Genomic DNA, 21,835 nt, shown 5'->3' with positions numbered 1-21,835 from the left:
TCATCGTCCATAAAACCCATATACAACATCAGGGAATTTCCATTCTGCGTCACTTCATTATGCAGTGGTACCGGTTTTTGGCGAAGTTCATCGGTCATTCATCGCTCGCTTTGTGGCGTAACGCGTAGGACTTCTTCCATAGTAGTCAAACCTGCCGCAATTTTTTGTGCGCCGGAAAGGCGTAGGCTTCGCATGCCTTCTTTGAATGCCTGTCGACGCAGCGCCGTGATGTCAGTATCCGGTGAGATCAGCTGCCGGGTTGCATCCGAAAGCACCATGATCTCGTACACACCGGCCCGACCCCGATAACCCGTATCACGGCATTCGGAGCAGCCAACGGGCTGCATGGCTCCGGTGGGAAGCGGTGCACTCCAGGGGCGGGTAAGCTCCTGCCAGTCCTGCTCACTGAGTTCAATGGGCGCCTTGCAGTGAGGGCAGAGCGTACGCACCAGACGCTGAGCCATGACACCCAGCACTGTCGCTCGAATCAGGTAGTAAGGCACTCCCAGCTCGATCAGGCGGCTGATGGAACTGGGCGCATCGTTGGTGTGTAGGGTAGACAGCACCAAGTGTCCAGTCAGGGCCGCCTGGATGGCCATTTCGGCTGTTTCCAGGTCGCGGATCTCACCGATCATGATGATATCCGGGTCTTGACGCATGAGGGCGCGCACTCCGCTGGCGAAATTCACCTCAATATTGTGCTGCACCTGCATCTGGTTAAACGAGTCCTCGACCATTTCGATCGGATCTTCGATGGTGCACACATTCACTTCCGGGGTCGCCAGTTGCTTGAGCGTGGTATAGAGCGTTGTGGTCTTGCCTGAACCGGTCGGGCCGGTTACCAGGATGATGCCGTTGGGCTGACCCGTCATGGCGGACCAACGACGCAGGTCATCGGTTGAGAAGCCCAGCTGATCAAAGCTCTTGAGCAAGACATCCGGGTCGAAGATACGCATTACCAGCTTTTCACCAAAGGCGGTTGGCATGGTTGAAAGGCGCAGCTCTACTTCTTTGTCGCCGGGCATGCGCGTCTTGACGCGACCATCCTGCGGCTTGCGCTTCTCGGCCACATTCATACGGCCCAGGTTCTTGATACGGCTGATAACTGCCAGAGTTACCTGGGCCGGAAACTGGTAGACGCTGTGAAGCACACCGTCGATGCGAAAGCGGACCGTACCCTGGTCACGGCGGGGCTCGACATGAATATCACTGGCGCGCTGCTGAAAGGCATACTGGAACAGCCAGTCCACAATATTGACGATGTGAGCATCGTTGGCATCCGGCTCCTGATCGCTGGCGCCCAGGTTGACCAGCTGTTCGAAGTTACCGACGTTGACACCGCGCTGCTCGACTGCCGAGGCACCAGTGACTGATTTAGCCAGGCGGAAAAATTCCTGGGTGTAGCGCTGAATATCAACAGGGTTGGCTACTACACGCTTTATGGGACGCTTGAGCACGTGGGTAAGGTTGCTTTCCCAACTGCTGATAAACGGCTGAGCGCTTGCAATAGTGACTTCATCAGGTGCAACGGCCACTGCCAGGATCTTGTTACGCTGGGCAAACGCATACGACATCAGCGGCGTAATCGAAGCTACGTCGATCTTTAACGGGTCGATCCGAAAGTAGGGTTGACCTGCAAGCTCTGCCAGCCACTGGGTCAGTGTTTCCAGATCCAGCTTCTTACCGGGGCGCTTGAGGTCTTCTACATTCTGCGACGCCAGAAACTCAAGCGGATGCTGTTGAGGGTTTGTAGAGCCGCGGCGAATGGTCAGGCATTGTTCGGCCGCCTGTTGGTCAATCCGACCTTGTGTAACCAGTTCGCGCAGGACGTCGGAGAGCTCCAGCCAACGGTCCTGAGCGGGGGATGCGATAGCGGACATGCAGGTCTCCTCGTCTGTAAATTACTGCTTCAACGCTTGATCGGAGCGCCCGGTTGTACAGATAACGGCATGTGGTGGCTTCGTTTTAATCGTTTAGGCATGCGCTCGGTCGCCTATACACAGCTGAGCCTTAAGCCTATAGGAAGTTCTGTACGTCCGACGATACGTCAAGGGAGCTAGAAAGGCTCCCAAAGAATGGCTGGTTATTATATGAACAGCTTCCTTGGGACGAAATCATGGCGCACCGCCACTAGAGCAGGTGCGCCCTGTTATTCGGTCAGCGGGGCAGGGCTTTCCAGGCAGGCAACGAAATAAGTGTTCGTGCCTGAACAGCAACTGCTTCGTACTGGTCATGGGCAATCAGTGCCGGCAGCTTCGCGAGTTCGCCATAGAGACGATCCGCTTCCGGGATATCAAGTACCGGACGGGCGAGGCGAAGCCATACCAGCATGCGCTCAACGCGCGGTAGTTGCTCTGCCACCAGCTCAGGCTGGTTCATGCCGCGCTGCAGAGGGATGGCGTCAGCCTCTTCTCCTAAAGTACGGGACAACCATTTGCCCAGCGCCAGCTGACCCAGTTTATTGCCGCGATCATTGCGGCCTTCTGTCCAGTGGCGATCATGCAGCCATCGGGCGGTCATTAACGAAAAGTGGCCCCAGCGAGGTTTTGCCAGTTCAGCGGCGAAGCGGTCAGGTGCCTGCTGGCGCGCGTCCTCATCTTCCTGGCCGATGGTCGCAATTACTTTCCAGTCGACCAGCAGGGCGTCCAGTATCTGGCGCAGATCACGGCTGGCCGCGCGGGGGACCGCCTGACCAAGGCTGCTTAGCAGGGCGCGCAGATCAACGAGTTGATGTACCCATTCCACCAGCAGGCGCCAGTGACCACTCCAGCGGTACTGCTCAGCCAGGCGTTGACTGCTGCCAAGCAAATGCCAGGCGACTGCTGCGAAGGCATCATCCAGGGCAGTTTCTTCAGTCAGCGCAGGAGGCGTCAGGTGCAGGGTATAGCTGGCCGCATCGTGTAGGCGATAGCCACGTTCGGCCTTGCTGATGTCGCACGGCATTAATGGCAAGTCAGCCGCCAGCTGCTCCGCCAGTTCCAGCAGTTGGGCCGGTTCACCTTCACGCAGCTCAAGCTCAAGCTCGCAGATGGCCTCCTTGTGCTCGCCTGCCAGCACTGCGCCCTGATCCAGCGCAGCCTCTATGACGGTACGGCTTTTGTCGCTTTCCCAGACGATATCGGCATAGTCACGAGTAAAGTCTGTCGTGAAGATCGGCTTGAGCTGGCTCTTGTTCAGATCCGCCAGTGCAGCTGGCCAGCAATCAGGGCCCAGCAGGCTGGTATCCAGGTCAGGACCGCTCAGGTTCCATTCCCACTCGTTGCGCTCGGATAGGCCTGCCATGCTTTGGCCACGACTCTTGAGCGTCTGGATGTACTGGTCACCGTCGCGGCGGACCCGTAACGCCACACGGGCATGGGCCAGCTCACGGGTATCGGTGTCGTAATACTGGTTATATAGCTCGCGGCGTTTCCAGCCTTCCTTGTTGTGCTTTTTCAGTACCGGGTGCTCACGCAGAGCAGCAAGGGTTTCGGGAGTTGCACGTAGTTTGATTTCGGTTTCTTTGGCCATGGCAAAAAGGTCTGGTGCCTGAAAGATCTATGAAGTGAAGCGTTCGACCGGCGGGCGCAGCGGTACAGCCAGACAGTGAAAATTCGCTGGGCTATTAGTCGACTGATTAACTACCAGTGTATCTAACCCTGCACACCATGACAGGAGATTTGCACGGGCGATGCATGATCTTTTCAAGAGGTGGCGTTGACCCGGGCATTCAGCGCTCTAAGATGAGGATTAGCCGAAGGAGTACGCTCATGCCCATTCCCGCGCTCAAACAGCAGTTTTCAATCTTACTGGCCGAGTCCTCTGTCAGTTGTACGCAGCCGCAACTGGATCAATCCAATGCAGGCGTTATTGCGCAACTATCAGGTTGGCTGGGTGATCTGGGCTTTCGGTGCGAGACCCAGGAGATCCTACCCGGCAAATACAATTTGATTGCAACCTATGGCAGCGGGCCGGGCGGTCTGGTGCTTTCCGGGCATACAGATACCGTACCTTACGATGAGCCGCTCTGGACCAGTGATCCCCTTACGCTGCGTGAAGCGGATGACCGTTGGTATGGTCTGGGCAGCTGCGACATGAAAGGATTTTTTGCGCTGGTAATAGAGGCTGTCCGTACACTGATCGACCAGCCGTTCCGCCATCCCCTGATCATCCTGGCGACTTGTGATGAGGAGTGCTCAATGGATGGCGCCAGGGCGATTGCCGAGGCGGGCAGGCCGCTGGGGCGAGCTGCGGTCATTGGTGAGCCGACGAGCCTCAGGCCCATTCGCATGCACAAGGGCATCATGATGGAGCGTATCGAAATCCTTGGGCAGAGCGGGCACTCCTCGGATCCCAGTTTGGGAAGAAGTGCCATGGAGGCTATGTATGCGGTTATGGGCGAGCTCATGGCGCTAAGGCAGCAGTGGCAACAGGAGTACAACAATCCTTTTTTCAATGTGCCACAGCCGACCTTGAATCTGGGGTGTATTCACGGGGGCGATAACCCCAACCGGATCTGTGGGCAGTGTGCCTTGGAGTTTGATCTGCGCCCTTTGCCAGGCATGCAATCGGACGAGCTGCGTAATCTCATTAAGGGGCGATTGCAGCCGCTCGCAGAACGCCACGCCGTCAGAATTGATTACAAGCCCTTGTGTCCAGCCGTCCCGCCTTTCGAACAGTCGGCTACCAGTGAGCTGGTCCGAGTTGCTGAGCAACTCACCGGCTGTAGTGCTCAGGCGGTAGCCTTTGGCACCGAAGCGCCGTATCTTCAGCAGCTGGGGATCGAGACGCTAGTGATGGGGCCCGGCGATATTGCCTGCGCCCATCAACCAGACGAACATCTGGAGCTTTCCCAGATCGAACCTACGGTGAAAGTGCTTCGCCAGTTGATCCACCATTACTGCATAACGCCCAGAATAGCCAAGGAGTGACCGTGTTGCTGCGACGACGATGAACGAGCGCTTACCGTTCACCTTTTACTTTTGCTGCACAAGGCTTTCTCCTCAATGCACGATTACGTTAATTGGCTTCGCCACGCGTCTCCCTATATCAATGCTCACCGTGACCGGACCTTTGTGGTCATGCTGCCCGGAGACGGGTTGGAGCATCCGAACTTTGGCAACATCGTTCACGATCTTGTCCTCCTGCATAGCCTGGGTGTACGCCTGGTGCTCGTACATGGCTCGCGTCCTCAGATCGAGACACGGTTAGCCGCGCGAGGCATTGCTCCACGCTTTCACCGTGACTTGCGTATTACGGATGCTGCTACGCTGGAGTGCGTGATTGATGCGGTGGGCAGTCTGCGCCTATCCATCGAGGCTCGTCTGTCCATGGACATGGCAGCATCACCCATGCAGGGTGCTCGCCTGCGGATAGCGAGCGGAAACCTTGTCACGGCGCGGCCCTACGGCATCCATGACGGCATTGATTTCCACCATACCGGTGAGGTGCGACGCATTGACCGCAAGGGCATCAGCCGCCTTCTGGATGAGCGCACCATTGTGCTGTTATCACCACTGGGTTATTCGCCCACAGGGGAAATCTTCAACATCGCGTGTGAAGATGTCGCAACCCGTGCCGCTATCGATCTGGCGGCCGACAAGCTGGTGCTTTATGGCGCTGAGCAAGGCCTTCTGGATACCGGCGGCCATCTGATCCGTGAGCTGCGTCCCCAACAGGTGCCCCCACACCTGGAACGCCTCGGCAGTGGCAATTACCAGGCAGAGCTGCTGGATGCAGCCGCCCAGGCTTGTCGAGGTGGTGTACGGCGTACGCATATCGTCAGCTACGCCGAAGATGGAGCGCTGCTCAACGAGCTCTTCACCCGTAGCGGTAGTGGTACGCTGGTTGCCCAAGAGCAATTCGAATCCATTCGCGAGGCCGATATCGGTGATGTGGGGGGGTTGATCGATTTGATCCGTCCGCTGGAAGAGCAGGGCATTCTGGTACGTCGCTCACGGGAAGTGCTGGAACGCGAAATCGACAAGTTCAGCATTGTCGAGCGGGAGGGACTCATCATTGCCTGCGCCGCGCTGTATCCAATCGCCGACTCAACGGCAGGCGAACTGGCCTGTCTGGCGGTGAATCCTGATTACCGGCACGGCGGGCGAGGTGATGAATTGTTAGAGCGCATCGAGCAGAGAGCCCGCGCTCAAGGCATCAAGACCTTGTTTGTCCTGACGACCCGTACGGCTCACTGGTTTCGTGAGCGAGGCTTCGAGCCTAGTAGTATTGATCGGCTGCCCAGCGCTCGGGCCTCGCTGTACAACTATCAGCGCAACTCAAAGATTTTCGAAAAAACGCTATAAAGGATTCTGGCCGGTCTGCCCGGCCAGAACCCGAACGCTAAACGCTCAGTGTGCCAAGAATGCTAGCCTGATAGGCCGCTGCAAAGGTATCGAAGTCGCCCTGGTCGGCAGCCTCCAGCTCCTCTTGCTCTTTCAACGACTGCTTCGCCATATGCTCGAACTGTGTTTGTTGCTCAGGGCTTAGCTCAGCCTGGCGGAAATAGTCTGCATGTGCCTTGCTCTGCCGCAGCGAGAACTCAGCAAAGCTTTCGTCATGCTTACGCATTTCTGCCAAGACTTGAGCTGAAGGCGTCAGGGCTGGGTTGATAAACTTGTGGCGCTGCTCTTCAACCGAGGCGTGATAGGCATTGCCACCATAGGCGTTATCCAGCAGTTTCGCACAGCGATCAATGCAGCCCAGCAACCGCTCGGCCCAGTCCAGCATTGAAATCGGAGCGCCTTGGCGTTGCAGGAACAGGCCAGGCTTGCGGCCTTCCTTCACGATCTTGGTAAAGTTCTGGGTGCACTCGCTGCATTCGCCGTTCAACGGCGGACTTTCTTCGAGGGCGCAGAACAGCAGGAAAGCATCCAAAAAGCGCGATTCCACTACATCGATGCCTAATGGCAGGAACGGATTGATATCCAGACAGCGGACTTCAATGTACTGCACCCCGCGAGCAATCAGCGCCTGGACGGGGCGCTCGCCTGTACGGGTAACGCGCTTGGGCCGGATGTTCGAGTAGTACTCGTTTTCAATCTGCAGGATATTGGTGTTGAGCTGCACCCATTCGCCATCGCGGTGAGTGCCGATTTCAGCGTAAGGTGGATAGGGCGTTGCCACAGCCTTACGCAAGCTTTCAGTGTAGCTCTGCAAGTCGTTGTAGCAGGGCGTCAGGCTGGCCTGTGCCTCGCTCTGATAACCCAGATCGCTCATCCGCAAGCTGGTTGCATAGGGCAGATAAAGCGTGTCAGCGTCGAATGTCTCCAACTGATGCGGACGGCCACGCATAAATCCGACATCCAGCGCTGGAGACGCGCCAAACAGGTACATCAACATCCAACTGTATCGGCGGAAATTGCGAATCAGTGCAATATAGCGCGAAGACTGGTAGTCACGGTCGCTACGGGTATCGCCTTCCGCCTGGCGCAGCAATGGCCAGAGCTTTTCCGGTAGCGAGAAATTGTAATGAATACCGGCGATACACTGCATGGTACGGCCGTAGCGTACGGCCAACCCGCGACGATACACGTGCTTGAGCTTGCCGATATGGGAAGTGCCATAGTGAGCAATCGGAATCTGCTCTTCCTCTGGCAACGGGCAAGGCATTGATGGGCTCCACAAGAGCTCATCGCCGAGCTGGCGGGCAGCGAAGCGGTGAATAGTGTCGAGCTGCTCAAGCACCTTAACCGGGTCGTGCGCCGTCGGAGTAATGAATTCAAGCAGGGCTTCCGAGTAGTCCGTCGTGATCTGCGGATTCGTCAGCGCCGAGCCTAGGGCCACTGGATGGGGCGTCTGGGCTAGATTACCGTGCTCGTCTACACGGAGGGTTTCACGTTCAATGCCATGCTGACATTCAGTCAGCAACGACAGATGGGCAGAATCGCCGAGCAGGGCCAGGCGGCGGGTCAAGATATCGCTCAAGATGTTTTCCTTCGCTCGACAGTGGCCCCACTATGGGGATGAGTGAGCCGGTGTACAAGTCTGTCGAATAGACTTCAATAGGCGCACCACGGTTGCATTCGAAAATGGACGAAGTACACCGCCGGTGCGATAGCCGTTATGGCTGGATAAAAGCCCGGCGCAGAGCGCACCGGGCGAACCGTTACAAACAGGCGAATGTTGCCTGAGCTTTGGCCACCAGCTTGTCGTTCTGATGCACTTCCGCTTCGATGACATGCGTCTTGCGCCCAGGGTGGATTACCTTGGCACGGCAGACAATCTCTCCTTCGCTGACACCGCGAATGTAGTTGACCTTGCATTCCAGGGTCACGCTACCGGGCTTGCCTTCGAACAGGCTGTGACTGGCCTGCCCAAGTGCTGTATCGATTAGCGAGAACAGCGCGCCGCCATGCATCTTGCCGTGCAGGTTGAGAAGCTTGTCCTGCATGCTCATCCGTACTTCGGACTCTCCATTTTCAGCCTTGAGGATACGCATCCCCAATAGCTGGCTGAACGCACTGTCATTACCTGCCACGGACTGGCTCATGGTTACTTCCTTAATTGTTTGGCGTTGGCGAACAGCGCTGCCATGGCGCCGTTGGCTGCCGGTTTGCTGTCATTGCGAGGCGCATTACGATCACGCGGCGGGTTGTTTGCAGGTTTGCCGCCACGTGATTGCCCGCCACGCGGGCCTTCTACCTTTTCACCGGGTGTATCGTCCATGCGCATGGACAAGCCGACACGGTTACGGGGGATATCCACCTCCATGACCTTGACCTTCACAATATCGCCGGCCTTCACCACTTCGTAGGGGTCTTTGACAAACTTTTCGGACAGCGCACTGATGTGTACGAGGCCGTCCTGGTGAACACCAATATCGACGAATGCGCCGAAGTTGGTCACGTTTGTTACCACGCCTTCGAGAATCATGCCGGGTTTCAGGTCCTTGAGGGACTCGACGCCCTCCTGAAATTCCGCTGTCTTGAACTCAGGGCGCGGGTCGCGTCCTGGCTTGTCCAGCTCGCTCAGGATGTCCGTCACGGTTGGTAGACCAAAAGTCTCATCGGTAAATTTCTTTGGGTCCAAGCGCTTAAGGAAGCTGGAGTCTCCTATCAGGGAGCGAATATCACGACCGGTATCGGCGGCGATGCGCTCAACGACAGGGTAGGCTTCCGGGTGGACGCCCGAAGCATCCAGTGGATTATTACTGCTCATGACGCGCAAGAAGCCTGCGGCCTGCTCAAAGGTCTTGTCTCCCAGACGGCTTACCTTTCTCAGTTCATGACGGGACTTGAACGCACCGTTCAGGTCGCGATAAGCCACAATGTTCTGCGCCAGTGTTGCGTTCAGGCCTGAGATTCGGGCAAGCAGGGCCGCAGAAGCGGTATTTACATCCACGCCCACGGCGTTTACACAGTCCTCAACCACGGCGTCCAGGCTACGGGCCAGCTTGAGTTGGGATACGTCATGCTGGTACTGGCCAACGCCAATAGACTTGGGCTCAATCTTCACCAGCTCGGCCAAGGGGTCCTGCAAACGACGGGCAATGGATACGGCGCCGCGTAGGGAGACATCCAAGTCTGGGAACTCCTTGGCCGCAAGCTCAGACGCGGAGTACACAGAGGCGCCCGCCTCGCTGACCATGATCTTGGTCATCTTCAGCCCTGGATATTTTTTGATCAGCTCGCCGGCCAGTTTATCCGTCTCGCGGCTGGCAGTGCCGTTGCCAATGGCAATCAGGTCAACAGCATGTTTGGCGCACAGTTTGGCAAGCGTATCGATAGTCTGATCCCACTGGTTTTTAGGTGCATGTGGGTAAACCGTGTCAGTTGCCAGCAGCTTGCCGGTGGCATCGACCACGGCCACTTTCACGCCTGTACGCAACCCTGGGTCCAGGCCCAGCGTAGCGCGTGGGCCCGCAGGTGCTGCCAGCAGCAGATCATGCAGGTTGCGGGCAAATACACTGATGGCATCGTCCTCAGCTTTCTCGCGCAGCTCACCCAGCAGGTCGGTTTCCAGCGACGTGTACAACTTGACCTTCCATGTCCAGCGCACTACCTCAGCAAGCCACTTATCCGCTGCGCGGTTCTGGCTCTTCACCTCGAAATGCTCAGCAATCATCACCTCGCAGGGGTGCATCGTGCCAGGCGCTTCATCACCTACCTTGAGCGAGGCGCTCAGAATACCTTCGTTACGACCCCGGAAAATCGCCAGGGCCCGGTGTGGCGGTACATTTCTAAAGAGTTCATCATGCTCGAAATAGTCGCTGAACTTGGCCCCCTCCTGCTCCTTTCCAGCCACCAGGCGAGCTGAGAGTGTCGCTTCCTGCTTTAGGAACGAGCGTAGCTTTTCCAGGAGGTCGGCATCTTCAGCAAAGCGCTCCATCAGGATGTACTTGGCACCTTCCAGCGCGGCTTTCACATCGGCGACGCCCTTGCTCTCGTCTACATAATTGGCCGCTTCGGCCTCGGGAGACAGGTTCGGGTCATTGATCAGGGCATCTGCCAGCGGGCCAAGACCGGCTTCCAGTGCAATCTGTCCTTTGGTGCGACGCTTCTGCTTATAAGGCAGGTAAAGGTCTTCAAGGCGGGTCTTGGTATCGGCCTGCTTGATATCGCGGGCAAGCTCTGGCGTAAGCTTGCCCTGTTCTTCGATACTTGACAGGATCGCTGTGCGACGCTCTTCCAATTCGCGCAAGTAGCGCAGGCGTTCTTCCAGATGACGCAGATGCGTATCGTCGAGGCTGCCGGTGACTTCTTTTCTATAGCGGGCAATGAAAGGAACCGTCGATCCCTCATCGAGCAGTGCCACGGCTGCGGCGACCTGTTGTGGGCGGACGCCGAGTTCTTCGGCGATGCGGGAATTGATACTGTCCATGAAACCACCTGAAAACCAGAGAAGCGGGCCTGACCGGCAGGCTTGAAAGCGCTGCATTATACCTGTCGAGTACTAACGCGCTGCGGCAATTTGCCAAGGATAAGTGTGTGCTTTCAACTTCTTATGCAGGCTAATCACCCATTCCCAAGAAAAATCTGCTAACAATGGACTGTCCCTCTGCGGATGAGGCCTGCGCCATAATCCACTTCCCTATTTCAAGGAGCTGACATGAGCACCACCCCCGTTTCGGAAGGTGAAAAGATTCTGGTCGTAGATGACGATGCTCGTCTGCGTCGCCTGCTCGAGCGTTTTCTGGCCGAGCAGGGCTACCGTGTGCGTACCGTAGAAAGCACCGAACAAATGGACCGCCTAATGTCCCGTGAGCTGTTTCATCTGGTCGTATTGGACCTGATGATGCCAGGCGAGGACGGTATGTCGGCCTGTGCCCGTCTGCGCGAGCAGAACAATCAGATCCCGATCATTATGCTGACTGCCAAAGGCGATGAAGGCAGCCGTATCCAGGGGCTTGAGCAGGGCGCTGACGATTATCTGGCAAAGCCTTTCAATCCTCGCGAGCTTCTGGCTCGTATCAAGGCGGTTCTACGCCGTCAGGCCCCTCAAGTGCCAGGCGCACCGGGCAGTGAAGATGCCGTCGTGACCTTTGGTGATTATGAGCTTTCACTGGCAACCCGCGAACTGAAACGCGGCGATGAAGTGCATATGCTGACGACAGGTGAATTCGCAGTGCTCAAGGCTCTGGTTCAGCACGCACGCGAGCCGCTAACCCGTGACAAGCTGATGAATCTGGCGCGTGGACGTGAGTGGGATGCATTGGAGCGGTCGATCGACGTACAGATTTCTCGCCTGCGCCGAATGATCGAGCCTGATCCTTCTAAACCCCGTTACATCCAGACAGTCTGGGGTGTGGGCTACGTATTCGTGCCGGACGGCAACAAGTAACAGTCCGGCACGTAGGGACACAGTTAGGCGAACAAGCCGTTGTGAATACCTACCAGTAGGAAGATACCCAGCAGCGCTCGATAGACAATGAAGATCCAGGTTGAGAAGCGCTCCAGAAAGCGCATCAAGCCCCAGATGGCTGCAAACGCCGAAAGGCTTGCCACCAGGATGCCTACCAGCAGAAGCGACCAGGCTTCTGCCGGGATGGACGCATGCCAAAGGACTACCAATTCCTTAAGGCCGGCCAGTGCAATTGCTGGTAGGCCGAGCAGGAAGGAAAAGCGGGCCGCTTCTTCACGTTTGAGGTTGAGGAACATGGCTGCTGTCAGCGTCGAGCCGGAGCGAGATACACCCGGAATCAATGCCCCGATCTGAGCAATCCCTACAATCAATGCATCACGTAGACGCATCTCGCTCATGTCGCGTTTGTGTTTACAGGTGAGCTCGGCAATTGCCAGCAGCGCTGCCATACCCAGGCAGGCATACCCAATGACGCTTAAGCTCCGCAAGGGCGAGTCGCAGGCATTGAGTACCGGGGAAAGCGCAAGCCCGACCACACAGATGGGAATCGTAGCCAGAATGATGGCCATGGCCAGAACAAAGGCACGGCTGTTGTAATCTTTCTGACGAACCGCGTTGACGCTGCCAACTGTAACGGAGCTGACATCACGCCAGAAATAGCTAATGACAGCTGCCAGAGCAGCCATTTGCATGGCGGCGGAAAAGGCGGAGCCAGGGTCTTGCCAACCTAACAGGGCTGGGACAACACGCATGTGAGCAGTAGAGGAAATTGGCAGGAGCTCGGTGATACCCTGCACAACACCTAGGAAAACTACCTGGGCGTAACTAAGGGATGCAAAGCCAATGTCCAAGCCGGTATGGCACATATCGGACACGAAATATCTCCAGTGTGGGAGGTCTAAAAAGAAAGTCGGGCAAATGTATCAAAATATTTCTTAGCGAAACGAGGCTGTGAGGCAGTTAAAAAGCCGTTTTGTTCAGTCACTCAACAAAATCAATGCCTTTTCCATGAAGTGTGCCTTCGCGGGATGGTCAATATGCTCGGAGCATTAACGACGTGTGGTTACTATGAAAACGCCTGCCTGGTTCCCTCAAAGCTTCTTTGCACGTTCGCTCTGGCTGGTTCTGATTGCTGTGCTGTTCTCAAAGGCACTGACGCTGGTTTATCTGCTGCTCAACGAAGATGTGCTGGTAGATCGCCAATACAGCCATGGCGCTGCGCTGACACTACGCGCCTATTGGGCTGCCGACCCAGACGACCGTCCGGCTGTCGCTCAGGCATCCGGACTGCACTATGAATCGCCGGAAACGGTTCCAGCGGGCGAATACCACTGGCCTTATAGTGAGATCTTCGATCGACAGATGCAGCAGGAGCTAGGGCCGGATACCCAGGTCAGGGTGCGTGTACAGCAGGGGCCTGCACTTTGGGTGCTGGCGCCATCACTAGGGCCTGATTGGATCAAAATTCCGCTGTATGCCCACCCTCTGCGGGGCCAGCGCATCTGGAGCGTGCTGGGCTGGTTCTTCGGGATTGGCCTGTTTTCTACGGCTGTGGCCTGGGTATTTGTCGGTCAGCTGAACCGGCCGCTCAAGCGACTCGTCGTTGCAGCACGAGAACTGGGGAAGGGGCATAGTGTTCGTCTGCCGGAAAGCGATGCGCCAAGCGAAATCATGGAGGTCTATCACGCTTTCAATCAGATGGCTCATGATGTGGAGCAGGCGGGGCGTGAGCGTGAATTGATGTTGGCAGGTGTTTCCCACGATTTGCGGACGCCGCTGACACGCCTGCGTCTCGCTGTTGAGTTGCTGCCAGAAACGGATGAGATGACGGAGGACATGGTTCGTGATATCGAGGACATGAACCTTATTCTTGATCAGTTCCTGGCTTTTATACGTGATGGCCGGGACGAACCGCTGGAAGAGACAAACCTGAACGATCTGATTCAGGAGGCAGTAGCGCCCTACAACCAGAATGAAGAGCGCGTACGACTCTCTCAAACTGACGTACCGCCAGTCGCGCTGCGACGCGTATCGATCAAGCGAATGCTAACCAACCTTTTGGAAAATGCTTTCAAGCATGGCGGCGGTGCTGTAGAGGTCAGAGCGCATGTGGGGGGAGACTCGACTGCGCCCTACGTGGTGCTGAGTGTTCTGGATCAGGGCCCAGGTATCGACCCTAATGAGATAGAAGAAATCTTCAACCCTTTCATCCGCGGCAATCGGGCGCGCACCGGCTCTGGAACCGGGCTGGGACTAGCCATCGTCAGGCGCATTGCCGCCCAGCATGGGGGCAGCGTAGAGCTACGAAACCGTGACGGCGGTGGAGTCGAGGCGCGTGTTCTGTTGCCGTTAGGCTTGCTGCTGCCTCGTACTGCTAGTTGACCTGACGCTACCAATGGAGCCCGTCGTGATCGAGACGGGCTTCCCGACCATAAGGCCAAGCCTGGTTATCTGGACCGTGCCCACTCGGCAACCCACTAAATAGCGGAACGCCATGCGGTGCTAGCCATTCAGCAACAATCTCTTCGATGCTGTGTGCAACGCCTTTGCGAGGGCAGTCTGTAAAGGTCCCAAGGCAGACAGCGCCAAGCTGGGCGCTATCGATACTGTTCAGTAGTTGCCAAAGACTACGCTCGATTCGGTAATAAGGTTCGCCCACGTCTTCCAGCACCAAAATGGCGCCAGCAGGCGCATAGAGGCCATATCCTGTGCCTTCAGCGCTGGCCAATGCAGTAAGGTTGCCGCCAATCAGTGGTCCCTGAATGGTTTTGCCTACACGGCTGACAGGCTTGGCGGGTAAATAGCCTTTGGTTGACTTGAGCAGCCGATCAAGACTGCGGAACGAGTCCTCATGATGCTCCTGCTCTTCGCCGCCATATGTTTTCGCCAATGCCGTAGCCACTGGGCCGTGCACCCCGGGCAGGCCATGACGATGGAAAGCGCTAAGCATGATCGAAATATCGGAAAAGCCAATCAGCGGCTTGGGGCCAGCCCGTCTGATACGCGCCCAATCGATATGCGGTAAAAGCTGAGCACAACCATAACCGCCGCGTAGGCACCAGACAGCACTCACTTCCGGATGCTCAAAGGCCGCATAAAGATCGGCCAGGCGCTGATCCAGGGTGCCTGCCAGATAGCGGTGGCGAGCCCTTGCATGCTCGCCTGCTATATAGGAGACCCCCATTTCAGCCAACTGAGCGTAAGTCACTTCCAGCGCCTCGTTGGCAATGGCTGCGGCTGGTGCGATCAGAGCCACCTTGCCTGCAAAGCTGGAAGCATCAAGAAGAGAAGTACTACCTGCCATGCCTTAGCCTTTACCCTTCGTGCGTGTCAGGTTGGGGGCGCTGTTCTTTTCCAGATGCTGGATAATCATGCCGGCAATATCCTGGTTGGTAGTTTGTTCAATACCTTCCAGGCCTGGCGAAGAATTCACCTCCATGACCAGCGGACCATGATTGGAACGGAGAATATCGACACCTGCCACATTCAAGCCCAGCACCTTGGCGGCTCGAATAGCAGCCATACGCTCTTCCGGCGTAATCTTGACCAGGCTTGCCGTACCGCCTCGGTGCAGGTTTGAGCGAAACTCGCCTGGTTTGGCCTGACGTTTCATGGCTGCAATTACTTTGTCGCCCACCACAAAACAGCGAATATCTGCACCACCTGCCTCGCGGATGTACTCCTGCACCATGATGTTCTGCTTGAGACCCATGAATGCTTCCAGAACCGACTCGGCAGCCTTCTCTGTCTCGCACAACACCACACCAATACCCTGAGTACCTTCCAGCAGTTTGATGACCAATGGCGCGCCACCCACCATGCGGATCAGATCAGGTACATCATCAGGAGAATGTGCGAAGCCAGTTACCGGCAGACCTACACCCTTGCGTGACATAAGTTGCAGAGAGCGCAGCTTGTCGCGAGCGCGGCTAATCGCCACCGATTCATTGAGTGGAAAAACACCCATCATTTCAAACTGCCGCAGCACTGCGCAGCCATAAAACGTTACCGACGCCCCAATTCGCGGAATCACGGCATCGAAGTCTTCGAGCGGCTTGCCTCTATAGTGAATCTGCGGTTTGTGGCTTGCGATATTCATATACGCGCGCAACGTATCGATCACAACCATCTGATGACCACGTTGCTCCCCGGCTTCCACCAGGCGACGAGTGGAATACAGGCGAGGATTACGCGACAGCACAGCGATTTTCATGCAGCACCCGGAGCGGGAGAGAGGGATAGGATAGGTTTGTCTTGCGCATAACTGATGGCCGGATTCACGATCAGGCCACCTTCGACCAGTGCTTTCGAGCCTAGGAGCATTCGGTAGCGCATGCTCTTTCGGCAGGCCAGCGTAAACTCTACTGGCCAGGATCGATCACCCAGGGCGAGATTTGTTCGAATCACATAGCGGTTCTGGGCATGGCCATTGGAGCTTCTTATGGTTTTTTTAGCAACCAGTGGCGCCTCGCAATGCCGATGCCGGGATTGCACCAGTGTGCCCAGATGGACCGTAAAACGTACCCAGCGTTCACCGTTGCGCTCAAAAGGAACGACTTCCGTTGCATGCAGGGCCGAAGTGCTCGCTCCTGTATCAATCTTGGCTCGCAGGCCGATTACGCCCAACTCCGGTAGGGCGACCCATTCACGTAGGCCGATAATGGCCAGCTCGTCGAGTGTGTCCAAGCGTAATCCTTGAAGTCGGGATCAATGTCCCCATATTTGCTTATCGATAGAGGCTAGCGCGTTGAAAGCAGGTTTGGCGAACCAGTAACCCTGCATCAGCGTAATGCCAATGTCACGCAGGCAGTCGCGCTCGGCGGTGGTCTCAACACCTTCGGCAATAATGCCGATATTCAACTCCATGCAAATGGAGACAACACCTCGAACAATTGCCTGACGAACGCGATCATGATCGATATTACGAATCAAGGCCATATCCAGCTTGATGAGATCTGGTTGAAATTCCGCTAGTAGATTCAAACCCGAATGTCCGGCGCCAAAGTCATCGATTGCCGTCATGAAGCCGAACTGCCGATATTCTCGCAGGATATGCGTCAGATGCTGACTATTGCCAATATGCTCGCTTTCAACTGTTTCAAAAATAAGATTGCTCAGCGGGAAGTTATGTTGCTTGGCAGCTTCCAGAGTGCTGCGAATGCATAACTCCGGTCGATAGACCGCGTTCGGCAGGAAATTAATGGAAAGCTTTTCCTTCATTCCAAGCCTTGCAGCACCTGAAATCGCCTTGGTTCGGCACAGCTGATCGAAACGGTAGCGGTTGTGAGCATCCACTTGTTGAAGCACTGAAAGTGCGCCTTGGCCTTCTGGGCCGCGGATTAGCGCTTCATGGGCAAAAATACTGCGAGTGCTCACATCAACAATGGGCTGATAGGCAAAAGCGAAATCAAACCCAAGAGGTTCGCTTTGATGACAGCCTTGGCACCGCATGGGATTGGTCAGCTCTTCAGGAAAGAAGGTTTTCATGATCGTACCTTTAGAATGCCTGTAACCAGCCCTGGTCTAATGGCAAAAATAGATAAGTATTCGGAGCGTTTTCGTTAATGACGTCTATTCAAGATATAGATGAAAAAGTCCGTCTGGATAAATGGCTATGGGCTGCACGGTTCTTCAAAACACGAGCCTTGGCCAAAACGGCTATCGAAGGAGGCAAGGTTCAGTGTCGTGGTGAGCGTTGCAAGCCTAGTAAGGAACCCAAGGTCGGCGATGAGCTAACGATTCGTCAGGGTTTCGACGAGAAGACTGTTGTGGTCCTCTCGCTGTCTCAACAACGTCGCGGGGCGCCCGAGGCCCAGTTACTGTATCGGGAGACAGAGGAAAGTCTTGAGCGACGTGAGCGCGCAACTGCCATGCGTAAGGCAGGGGCGCTTGGGTTGGCAACGGATGGTCGTCCGACCAAGAAGCAGCGTCGCCAGATTCATCGATTCCGGGGCGACGCTGACTCTCGGGCGAATGACTAAATTAGTCAGCAGTATCTGACAAGGCTCAGCCGATTAATAACCGGCAGATGAGCGGATACACGAAAGAGTGGGGTCGTGATCTGGGTCAGGAGACGGCTGCCGGCATGGGCGAGGGGGGTGTAAAGCCCCCAGGCCATTGCGAGAAGGGCAATGGCAACTCCGCCTATATAGTCGTCCGAGGCCCAATGAGCGCCTGCCACTAGGCGCGGCATCATGAACAGGAATACCAGCAGCCAGGTGACCATAAGTTGTAATGGCTTGCGCGTAAAAGCGGTTAGAAAGAAGCCCCAGAGTAGGAGCACCGAAGCGTGATCTCCAGGGAAGCTGGCGCCGGAGCGATCCTTTAGCTCCCATGTCCTCTCCCAGGTTTGGAAGTAATCGCTCATATGAATAGCATGGGCCAATAGGTCGGATGGACTGGCATGCTGCAGGCCAGCCGCTTCAATGGCTTTGGTAAAGAAACTGCGTATAAGTAACAGCGTTAGCAATACCGTAAGCAGTCCGAACAAGGCGCTGCGCACCTGCTCTGGCTTGAACACCCAATTGCCGCGTACGGTAAGCGCAAGAAGAATCACACCTACAACGATGTCAAACGGCCGCAGGCTGGCTACAGCCCAGACGTGTAGCCAGACCGTATTGCTTTCCAGTGGTGAGTTCAATACATGGAATAGGTGCGCATCCATATTAAGAAGGGCGATGCGTACAGAAGGAATAAGCCAAAGAGTAATCAACAGCAGCGCCACAAGGTGGCTAATTAGGAACGCTCGCCATTGCCACTTGGCTTGGAAGAGTGTTGCATTGTCCATAGAATGAAATGAATCCATATGAGTAAACAGAAAACGTGACTGTACGTAAGTGTTGTCACGCTTTTGTCATTTTCCCTGTTCAAGCGTACTTTTGTCATGACTCCATTTGATTACACACAGCGTTTCCTTTTTGAAGACACCGATGTTCGCGGCGAGCTTGCATTGCTCGAAAGAAGCTATGTAGAAGTTCTCGCAAAACATCCCTACCCTGAACCTGTTGCCCAGCTCTTGGGTGAAATGCTTGCGGCAGCAGCCTTGCTCTGCGGCACGCTCAAGTTTGATGGCCTGCTTGTGCTGCAGGCACGTTCCAGCGGTGCGCTGCCTTTATTAATGGTGGAATGCTCAAGCGCCAGACAAGTTCGTGGTATCGCTCGTTACAACGCAGAAGACATTGCCCCAGATGCCACGCTTAAAGATCTGATGCCTGAAGGTACCCTGGCCATCACAATAGACCCAACCAATGGTCAGCGTTACCAGGGCATCGTTCCGCTTGAGGGGCAGACACTGGCTGAATGCCTCTCAAACTATTTTGCTACTTCAGAGCAATTACCTACCCGATTCTGGCTCAACGCTGATGGGCGTCGTGCCCGCGGATTCCTGCTTCAACAACTGCCGGCTGATAAGCACAAGGACAAAGAGTCGCGTGAGGCTAACTGGGAGCACCTCACAACGCTTGGTAATACGTTGACTGCAGAGGAATTACTGGGTCTGCCCAACGAAACGGTATTACACCGTCTCTATCATGAGGAAACCGTCAGGGTCTTTGATCCACAACTCGTAGAGTTCCATTGTGGCTGCTCTAGGGAACGTTCTGCTAACGCGCTTGTCTCTGTGGGCCAGGAAGATGTCGAACTGCTACTGCAGGAGCAGGGTGGTCAAATAGAAATCGACTGCCAGTTCTGTAATCAGCGATACCTGTTCGACGCTGCCGATGTCGCGCAGATTTTTGCAGGCGGTGGAAGCCAAACACCGCAAGAAACCCGTCACTAACCATTGCAATCAGGAATAGGCTTTCTGGCATAATCGCGCGACTTCGTTTTTTATGTAGCCAAACTCGGGTTAAGCTACAAAACGCAAAAGGACCGGCCGAGGGCCGACGGGGAACTACATGACGCAAGCCAACGTTTATACCGATATTAGCGCCGCGCAGCTGGTAGAAGAGGCGCTTCGGCGCGGCGAGGGTGAGTTAGCCGCCAATGGCTCTCTTGTAGTCAGGACTGGACATCGCACCGGCCGCTCGCCAGCCGATCGCTTCATTGTTGAAGAGTCGTCTACGCGTGATGCCATCGATTGGGGTTCCATCAACCGTCCTTTTCCGGCGGAGAAATTCGATGCGCTATGGGATCGCGTCTCGACTTATGTCGGCGAGCGGGATCACTTCGTTTCGCATGTTCATGTAGGCTCCGATCCGGAGCACTACCTTGCGGTCAAGATGACTACGGAAACCGCCTGGCATAACCTTTTCGGTCGTTGCCTGTTCATTAACCCGGAAAGTTACAACCCTCAGTCTCGCCAAGAGTGGGAAATCCTCAACGCCCCTTGGTTTGTCTGCGAACCTGAGCGTGATGGAACCAATTCCGATGGCACCGTCATCATCAATTTCGCTGCTCGTAAAGTACTAATCGCGGGTATGCGTTATGCCGGTGAGATGAAGAAGGCCATGTTCTCGGTACAGAACTTCCTGCTGCCCGAGCACGATGTGCTCCCCATGCACTGTGCGGCCAACATGGGTGAGGAAGGCGACGTTACGCTGTTCTTCGGCCTGTCAGGAACAGGTAAGACAACCCTGTCTGCTGATGAAAGTCGTTACCTTATCGGTGATGACGAGCACGGCTGGGGCGTTGGTACCGTCTTTAATATAGAAGGTGGCTGTTACGCCAAGTGTATCGACCTGTCCGAAAAGAATGAGCCTGTTATCTGGAGAGCTATCCAGTTTGGCGCTGTACTGGAAAACGTGGTGCTTGATCCGCAGTCGCGTCAGCCAGACTACTCAGATGATAGCCTGACCCAGAATAGTCGAGCGGCATATCCTCGCGAGCTGATTGAGAAGCGTGCTGAGCTTAATCGTGGTGGTGAGCCTAATGCCGTAATCTTCCTCACCTGCGACTTAACGGGTGTGCTACCTCCAGTATCGATCCTTAATAATGAACAAGCGGCCTACCATTTCCTTTCAGGTTACACAGCGCTGGTAGGCTCGACTGAAATGGGTTCGGGGTCAGGTATCAAGTCTACATTCTCTACCTGCTTCGGTGCGCCGTTCTTCCCGCGTCCGGCTGCTGAGTATGCTGAGCTTCTAATTAAGCGCATCAATGGCTTTGGCTCCAAGGTTTACCTGGTAAATACAGGGTGGACCGGCGGCGGTTACGGTGTGGGTAAGCGCTTTAATATCCCGACTACGCGGGCAGTGATTGCCGCGATCCAGAGTGGCGCGCTTGTTGATGTCGAGACAGAGCATCTACCTATCATTAATCTCGACGTTCCAAAGGCTGTGGCGGGTGTTGATACCGTGCTGCTTAATCCTCGTAATACCTGGGCAGACAAAGATGCCTATGATGAGTCGGCTAAAACACTGGCAGGCAAATTCATTGAGAACTTCAAAAAGTTCAGTGGCGTATCTGACGGAATCAAGGCCGCAGGCCCGCAGCTTTAATTTTTAAGCTAGAAAATAAGGGGTCGCTTAGGCGGCCCTTTGTTTTTTAAGAAAAATTTAGCGAAAGTTGCATTTAATGATTGCATGCCGAAAATTAAATGCATAAAATGCGCCCGCCTTGAACATGTAAGTCCACTTGTTGGCAGTCAAAGCAACGTAAGTTGAGGAAAAGTAAGAAAATCCTTGACACGACGGCAGCAAGCGAATAGAGTGCTGCCTCCTTTGGAGGGATCCCTCCACCAAATTGCAAGAGCTACAGGCTCTGCGGGTATAGTTCAGTGGTAGAACCTCAGCCTTCCAAGCTGATGATGCGGGTTCGATTCCCGCTACCCGCTCCAGTTTGTTGTAGTTTGCTCATGTAGCTCAGTTGGTAGAGCACACCCTTGGTAAGGGTGAGGTCAGCGGTTCAAATCCGCTCATGAGCTCCATTATTAAGGGCAGATATGTGAATATCTGCCTTTATTTTATGGCGGCGTTACTTGCTCAATTCTTGATGGGAGAGAGTGTCGATGGCTAAAGAAAAATTTGAACGTAACAAACCGCACGTCAACGTCGGCACCATCGGCCACGTCGACCATGGTAAGACAACGCTGACCGCAGCCCTGACCAAGGTT

Annotated in this window: 19 protein-coding genes and 2 tRNA genes; 10 read left to right on the top strand and 11 right to left on the bottom strand. The window is 55.4% G+C overall.

The annotated features are described in order from the left end of the window. Positions 1 to 98: 98 nt before the first annotated feature. Positions 99 to 1,880, bottom strand: a complete 1,782-nt coding sequence (gene tfpB / locus IEX86_RS09570) for a type IV pilus assembly ATPase TfpB (protein ID WP_188865910.1) — start codon at positions 1,878 to 1,880, stop codon at positions 99 to 101. A gap of 277 nt (positions 1,881 to 2,157) precedes the next feature. After that, positions 2,158 to 3,510: a CYTH domain-containing protein gene (locus IEX86_RS09565; RefSeq protein WP_188865909.1), complete on the bottom strand. Its 1,353-nt coding sequence runs from the start codon at positions 3,508 to 3,510 to the stop codon at positions 2,158 to 2,160. 239 nt (positions 3,511 to 3,749) lie between these two features. On the opposite strand from IEX86_RS09565, the gene argE reads away from it, so the two are divergent. Beyond that, positions 3,750 to 4,910, top strand: coding sequence for an acetylornithine deacetylase (argE, locus tag IEX86_RS09560; RefSeq protein ID WP_188865908.1), 1,161 nt, complete (start codon positions 3,750 to 3,752; stop codon positions 4,908 to 4,910). 75 nt (positions 4,911 to 4,985) lie between these two features. Beyond that, positions 4,986 to 6,287: an amino-acid N-acetyltransferase gene (gene argA / locus IEX86_RS09555; protein WP_188865907.1), complete on the top strand. Its 1,302-nt coding sequence runs from the start codon at positions 4,986 to 4,988 to the stop codon at positions 6,285 to 6,287. A gap of 37 nt (positions 6,288 to 6,324) precedes the next feature. On the opposite strand, the gene gshA is transcribed toward argA, so the two are convergent. The 3 genes from gshA to IEX86_RS09540 all read right to left on the bottom strand — a co-directional run bounded on the left by gshA (position 6,325) and on the right by IEX86_RS09540 (position 10,803). Then, positions 6,325 to 7,908 (bottom strand): glutamate--cysteine ligase, encoded by a 1,584-nt coding sequence (gene gshA, locus IEX86_RS09550; protein ID WP_188865906.1) that lies wholly within the window; start codon positions 7,906 to 7,908, stop codon positions 6,325 to 6,327. A gap of 181 nt (positions 7,909 to 8,089) precedes the next feature. Further along, entirely contained in the window at positions 8,090 to 8,473 is a 384-nt protein-coding gene (locus IEX86_RS09545; RefSeq protein WP_188865905.1) for a PaaI family thioesterase, read from the bottom strand. Positions 8,474 to 8,475: 2 nt separating this feature from the next. Further along, positions 8,476 to 10,803 (bottom strand): Tex family protein, encoded by a 2,328-nt coding sequence (locus IEX86_RS09540; RefSeq protein ID WP_188865904.1) that lies wholly within the window; start codon positions 10,801 to 10,803, stop codon positions 8,476 to 8,478. Between the two features lie 228 nt (positions 10,804 to 11,031). Here IEX86_RS09540 and ompR point away from each other — a divergent pair, with 228 nt between their 5' ends. After that, positions 11,032 to 11,763 carry an osmolarity response regulator transcription factor OmpR gene (gene ompR / locus IEX86_RS09535; protein WP_188865903.1) on the top strand — a complete coding sequence of 244 codons (732 nt, stop codon included), beginning with the start codon at positions 11,032 to 11,034 and terminating at the stop codon, positions 11,761 to 11,763. Positions 11,764 to 11,786: 23 nt separating this feature from the next. Here the strand turns inward: ompR and IEX86_RS09530 are convergent, their stop codons facing one another. Next, positions 11,787 to 12,650: an undecaprenyl-diphosphate phosphatase gene (locus IEX86_RS09530; protein ID WP_373290425.1), complete on the bottom strand. Its 864-nt coding sequence runs from the start codon at positions 12,648 to 12,650 to the stop codon at positions 11,787 to 11,789. Between the two features lie 202 nt (positions 12,651 to 12,852). Here IEX86_RS09530 and IEX86_RS09525 point away from each other — a divergent pair, with 202 nt between their 5' ends. Then, complete coding sequence (locus IEX86_RS09525; RefSeq protein ID WP_188865901.1) at positions 12,853 to 14,166, top strand: ATP-binding protein; 1,314 nt, start codon at positions 12,853 to 12,855, stop codon at positions 14,164 to 14,166. 7 nt (positions 14,167 to 14,173) lie between these two features. On the opposite strand, the gene IEX86_RS09520 is transcribed toward IEX86_RS09525, so the two are convergent. Genes IEX86_RS09520 through rimA form a run of 4 tightly spaced genes read right to left on the bottom strand, consistent with a single transcriptional unit; the run spans position 14,174 to position 17,271 of the window. After that, positions 14,174 to 15,088, bottom strand: coding sequence for a S66 peptidase family protein (locus IEX86_RS09520; protein WP_188865900.1), 915 nt, complete (start codon positions 15,086 to 15,088; stop codon positions 14,174 to 14,176). Between the two features lie 3 nt (positions 15,089 to 15,091). Next, positions 15,092 to 15,997, bottom strand: coding sequence for a 30S ribosomal protein S6--L-glutamate ligase (gene rimK / locus IEX86_RS09515; protein ID WP_188865899.1), 906 nt, complete (start codon positions 15,995 to 15,997; stop codon positions 15,092 to 15,094). Then, positions 15,994 to 16,470 carry a retropepsin-like aspartic endopeptidase RimB gene (rimB, locus tag IEX86_RS09510; protein WP_188865898.1) on the bottom strand — a complete coding sequence of 159 codons (477 nt, stop codon included), beginning with the start codon at positions 16,468 to 16,470 and terminating at the stop codon, positions 15,994 to 15,996. Before rimB ends, rimK begins: the two co-directional genes overlap by 4 nt. A 21-nt stretch (positions 16,471 to 16,491) precedes the next feature. After that, a complete protein-coding gene (gene rimA, locus IEX86_RS09505; RefSeq protein WP_188865897.1) occupies positions 16,492 to 17,271 on the bottom strand; it encodes a S6 modification regulatory phosphodiesterase RimA in 780 nt (259 codons plus the stop codon). Between the two features lie 77 nt (positions 17,272 to 17,348). Between rimA and IEX86_RS09500 the strand changes: the two genes are divergently transcribed. Then, positions 17,349 to 17,765 carry an RNA-binding S4 domain-containing protein gene (locus IEX86_RS09500; RefSeq protein WP_188865896.1) on the top strand — a complete coding sequence of 139 codons (417 nt, stop codon included), beginning with the start codon at positions 17,349 to 17,351 and terminating at the stop codon, positions 17,763 to 17,765. Between the two features lie 5 nt (positions 17,766 to 17,770). On the opposite strand, the gene IEX86_RS09495 is transcribed toward IEX86_RS09500, so the two are convergent. Continuing rightward, complete coding sequence (locus IEX86_RS09495; RefSeq protein WP_188865895.1) at positions 17,771 to 18,571, bottom strand: phosphatase PAP2 family protein; 801 nt, start codon at positions 18,569 to 18,571, stop codon at positions 17,771 to 17,773. Between the two features lie 96 nt (positions 18,572 to 18,667). On the opposite strand from IEX86_RS09495, the gene hslO reads away from it, so the two are divergent. From hslO to IEX86_RS09470, 5 genes are all read left to right on the top strand, one after another. After that, a complete protein-coding gene (gene hslO, locus IEX86_RS09490; protein WP_188865894.1) occupies positions 18,668 to 19,561 on the top strand; it encodes an Hsp33 family molecular chaperone HslO in 894 nt (297 codons plus the stop codon). Positions 19,562 to 19,679: 118 nt separating this feature from the next. Then, on the top strand, positions 19,680 to 21,221 hold the full coding sequence (locus IEX86_RS09485; protein WP_188865893.1) for a phosphoenolpyruvate carboxykinase: 1,542 nt from the start codon (positions 19,680 to 19,682) through the stop codon (positions 21,219 to 21,221). Between the two features lie 264 nt (positions 21,222 to 21,485). Beyond that, a tRNA-Gly gene (locus IEX86_RS09480) sits at positions 21,486 to 21,559 on the top strand. A gap of 14 nt (positions 21,560 to 21,573) precedes the next feature. Further along, positions 21,574 to 21,649: transfer RNA gene (locus IEX86_RS09475), tRNA-Thr, on the top strand. 81 nt (positions 21,650 to 21,730) lie between these two features. Continuing rightward, a partial coding sequence (locus tag IEX86_RS09470; protein ID WP_043238044.1) for a GTP-binding protein occupies positions 21,731 to 21,835 on the top strand: 105 nt, incomplete at its 3' end.

This window comes from Pseudomonas asuensis (assembly GCF_014646755.1).
Classification (GTDB): Bacteria; Pseudomonadota; Gammaproteobacteria; order Pseudomonadales; family Pseudomonadaceae; genus Chryseomonas; species Chryseomonas asuensis.
The sequence above is the reverse complement of the archived record's forward strand: the minus strand, read 5'-3'. Positions and strand labels throughout refer to the sequence as shown.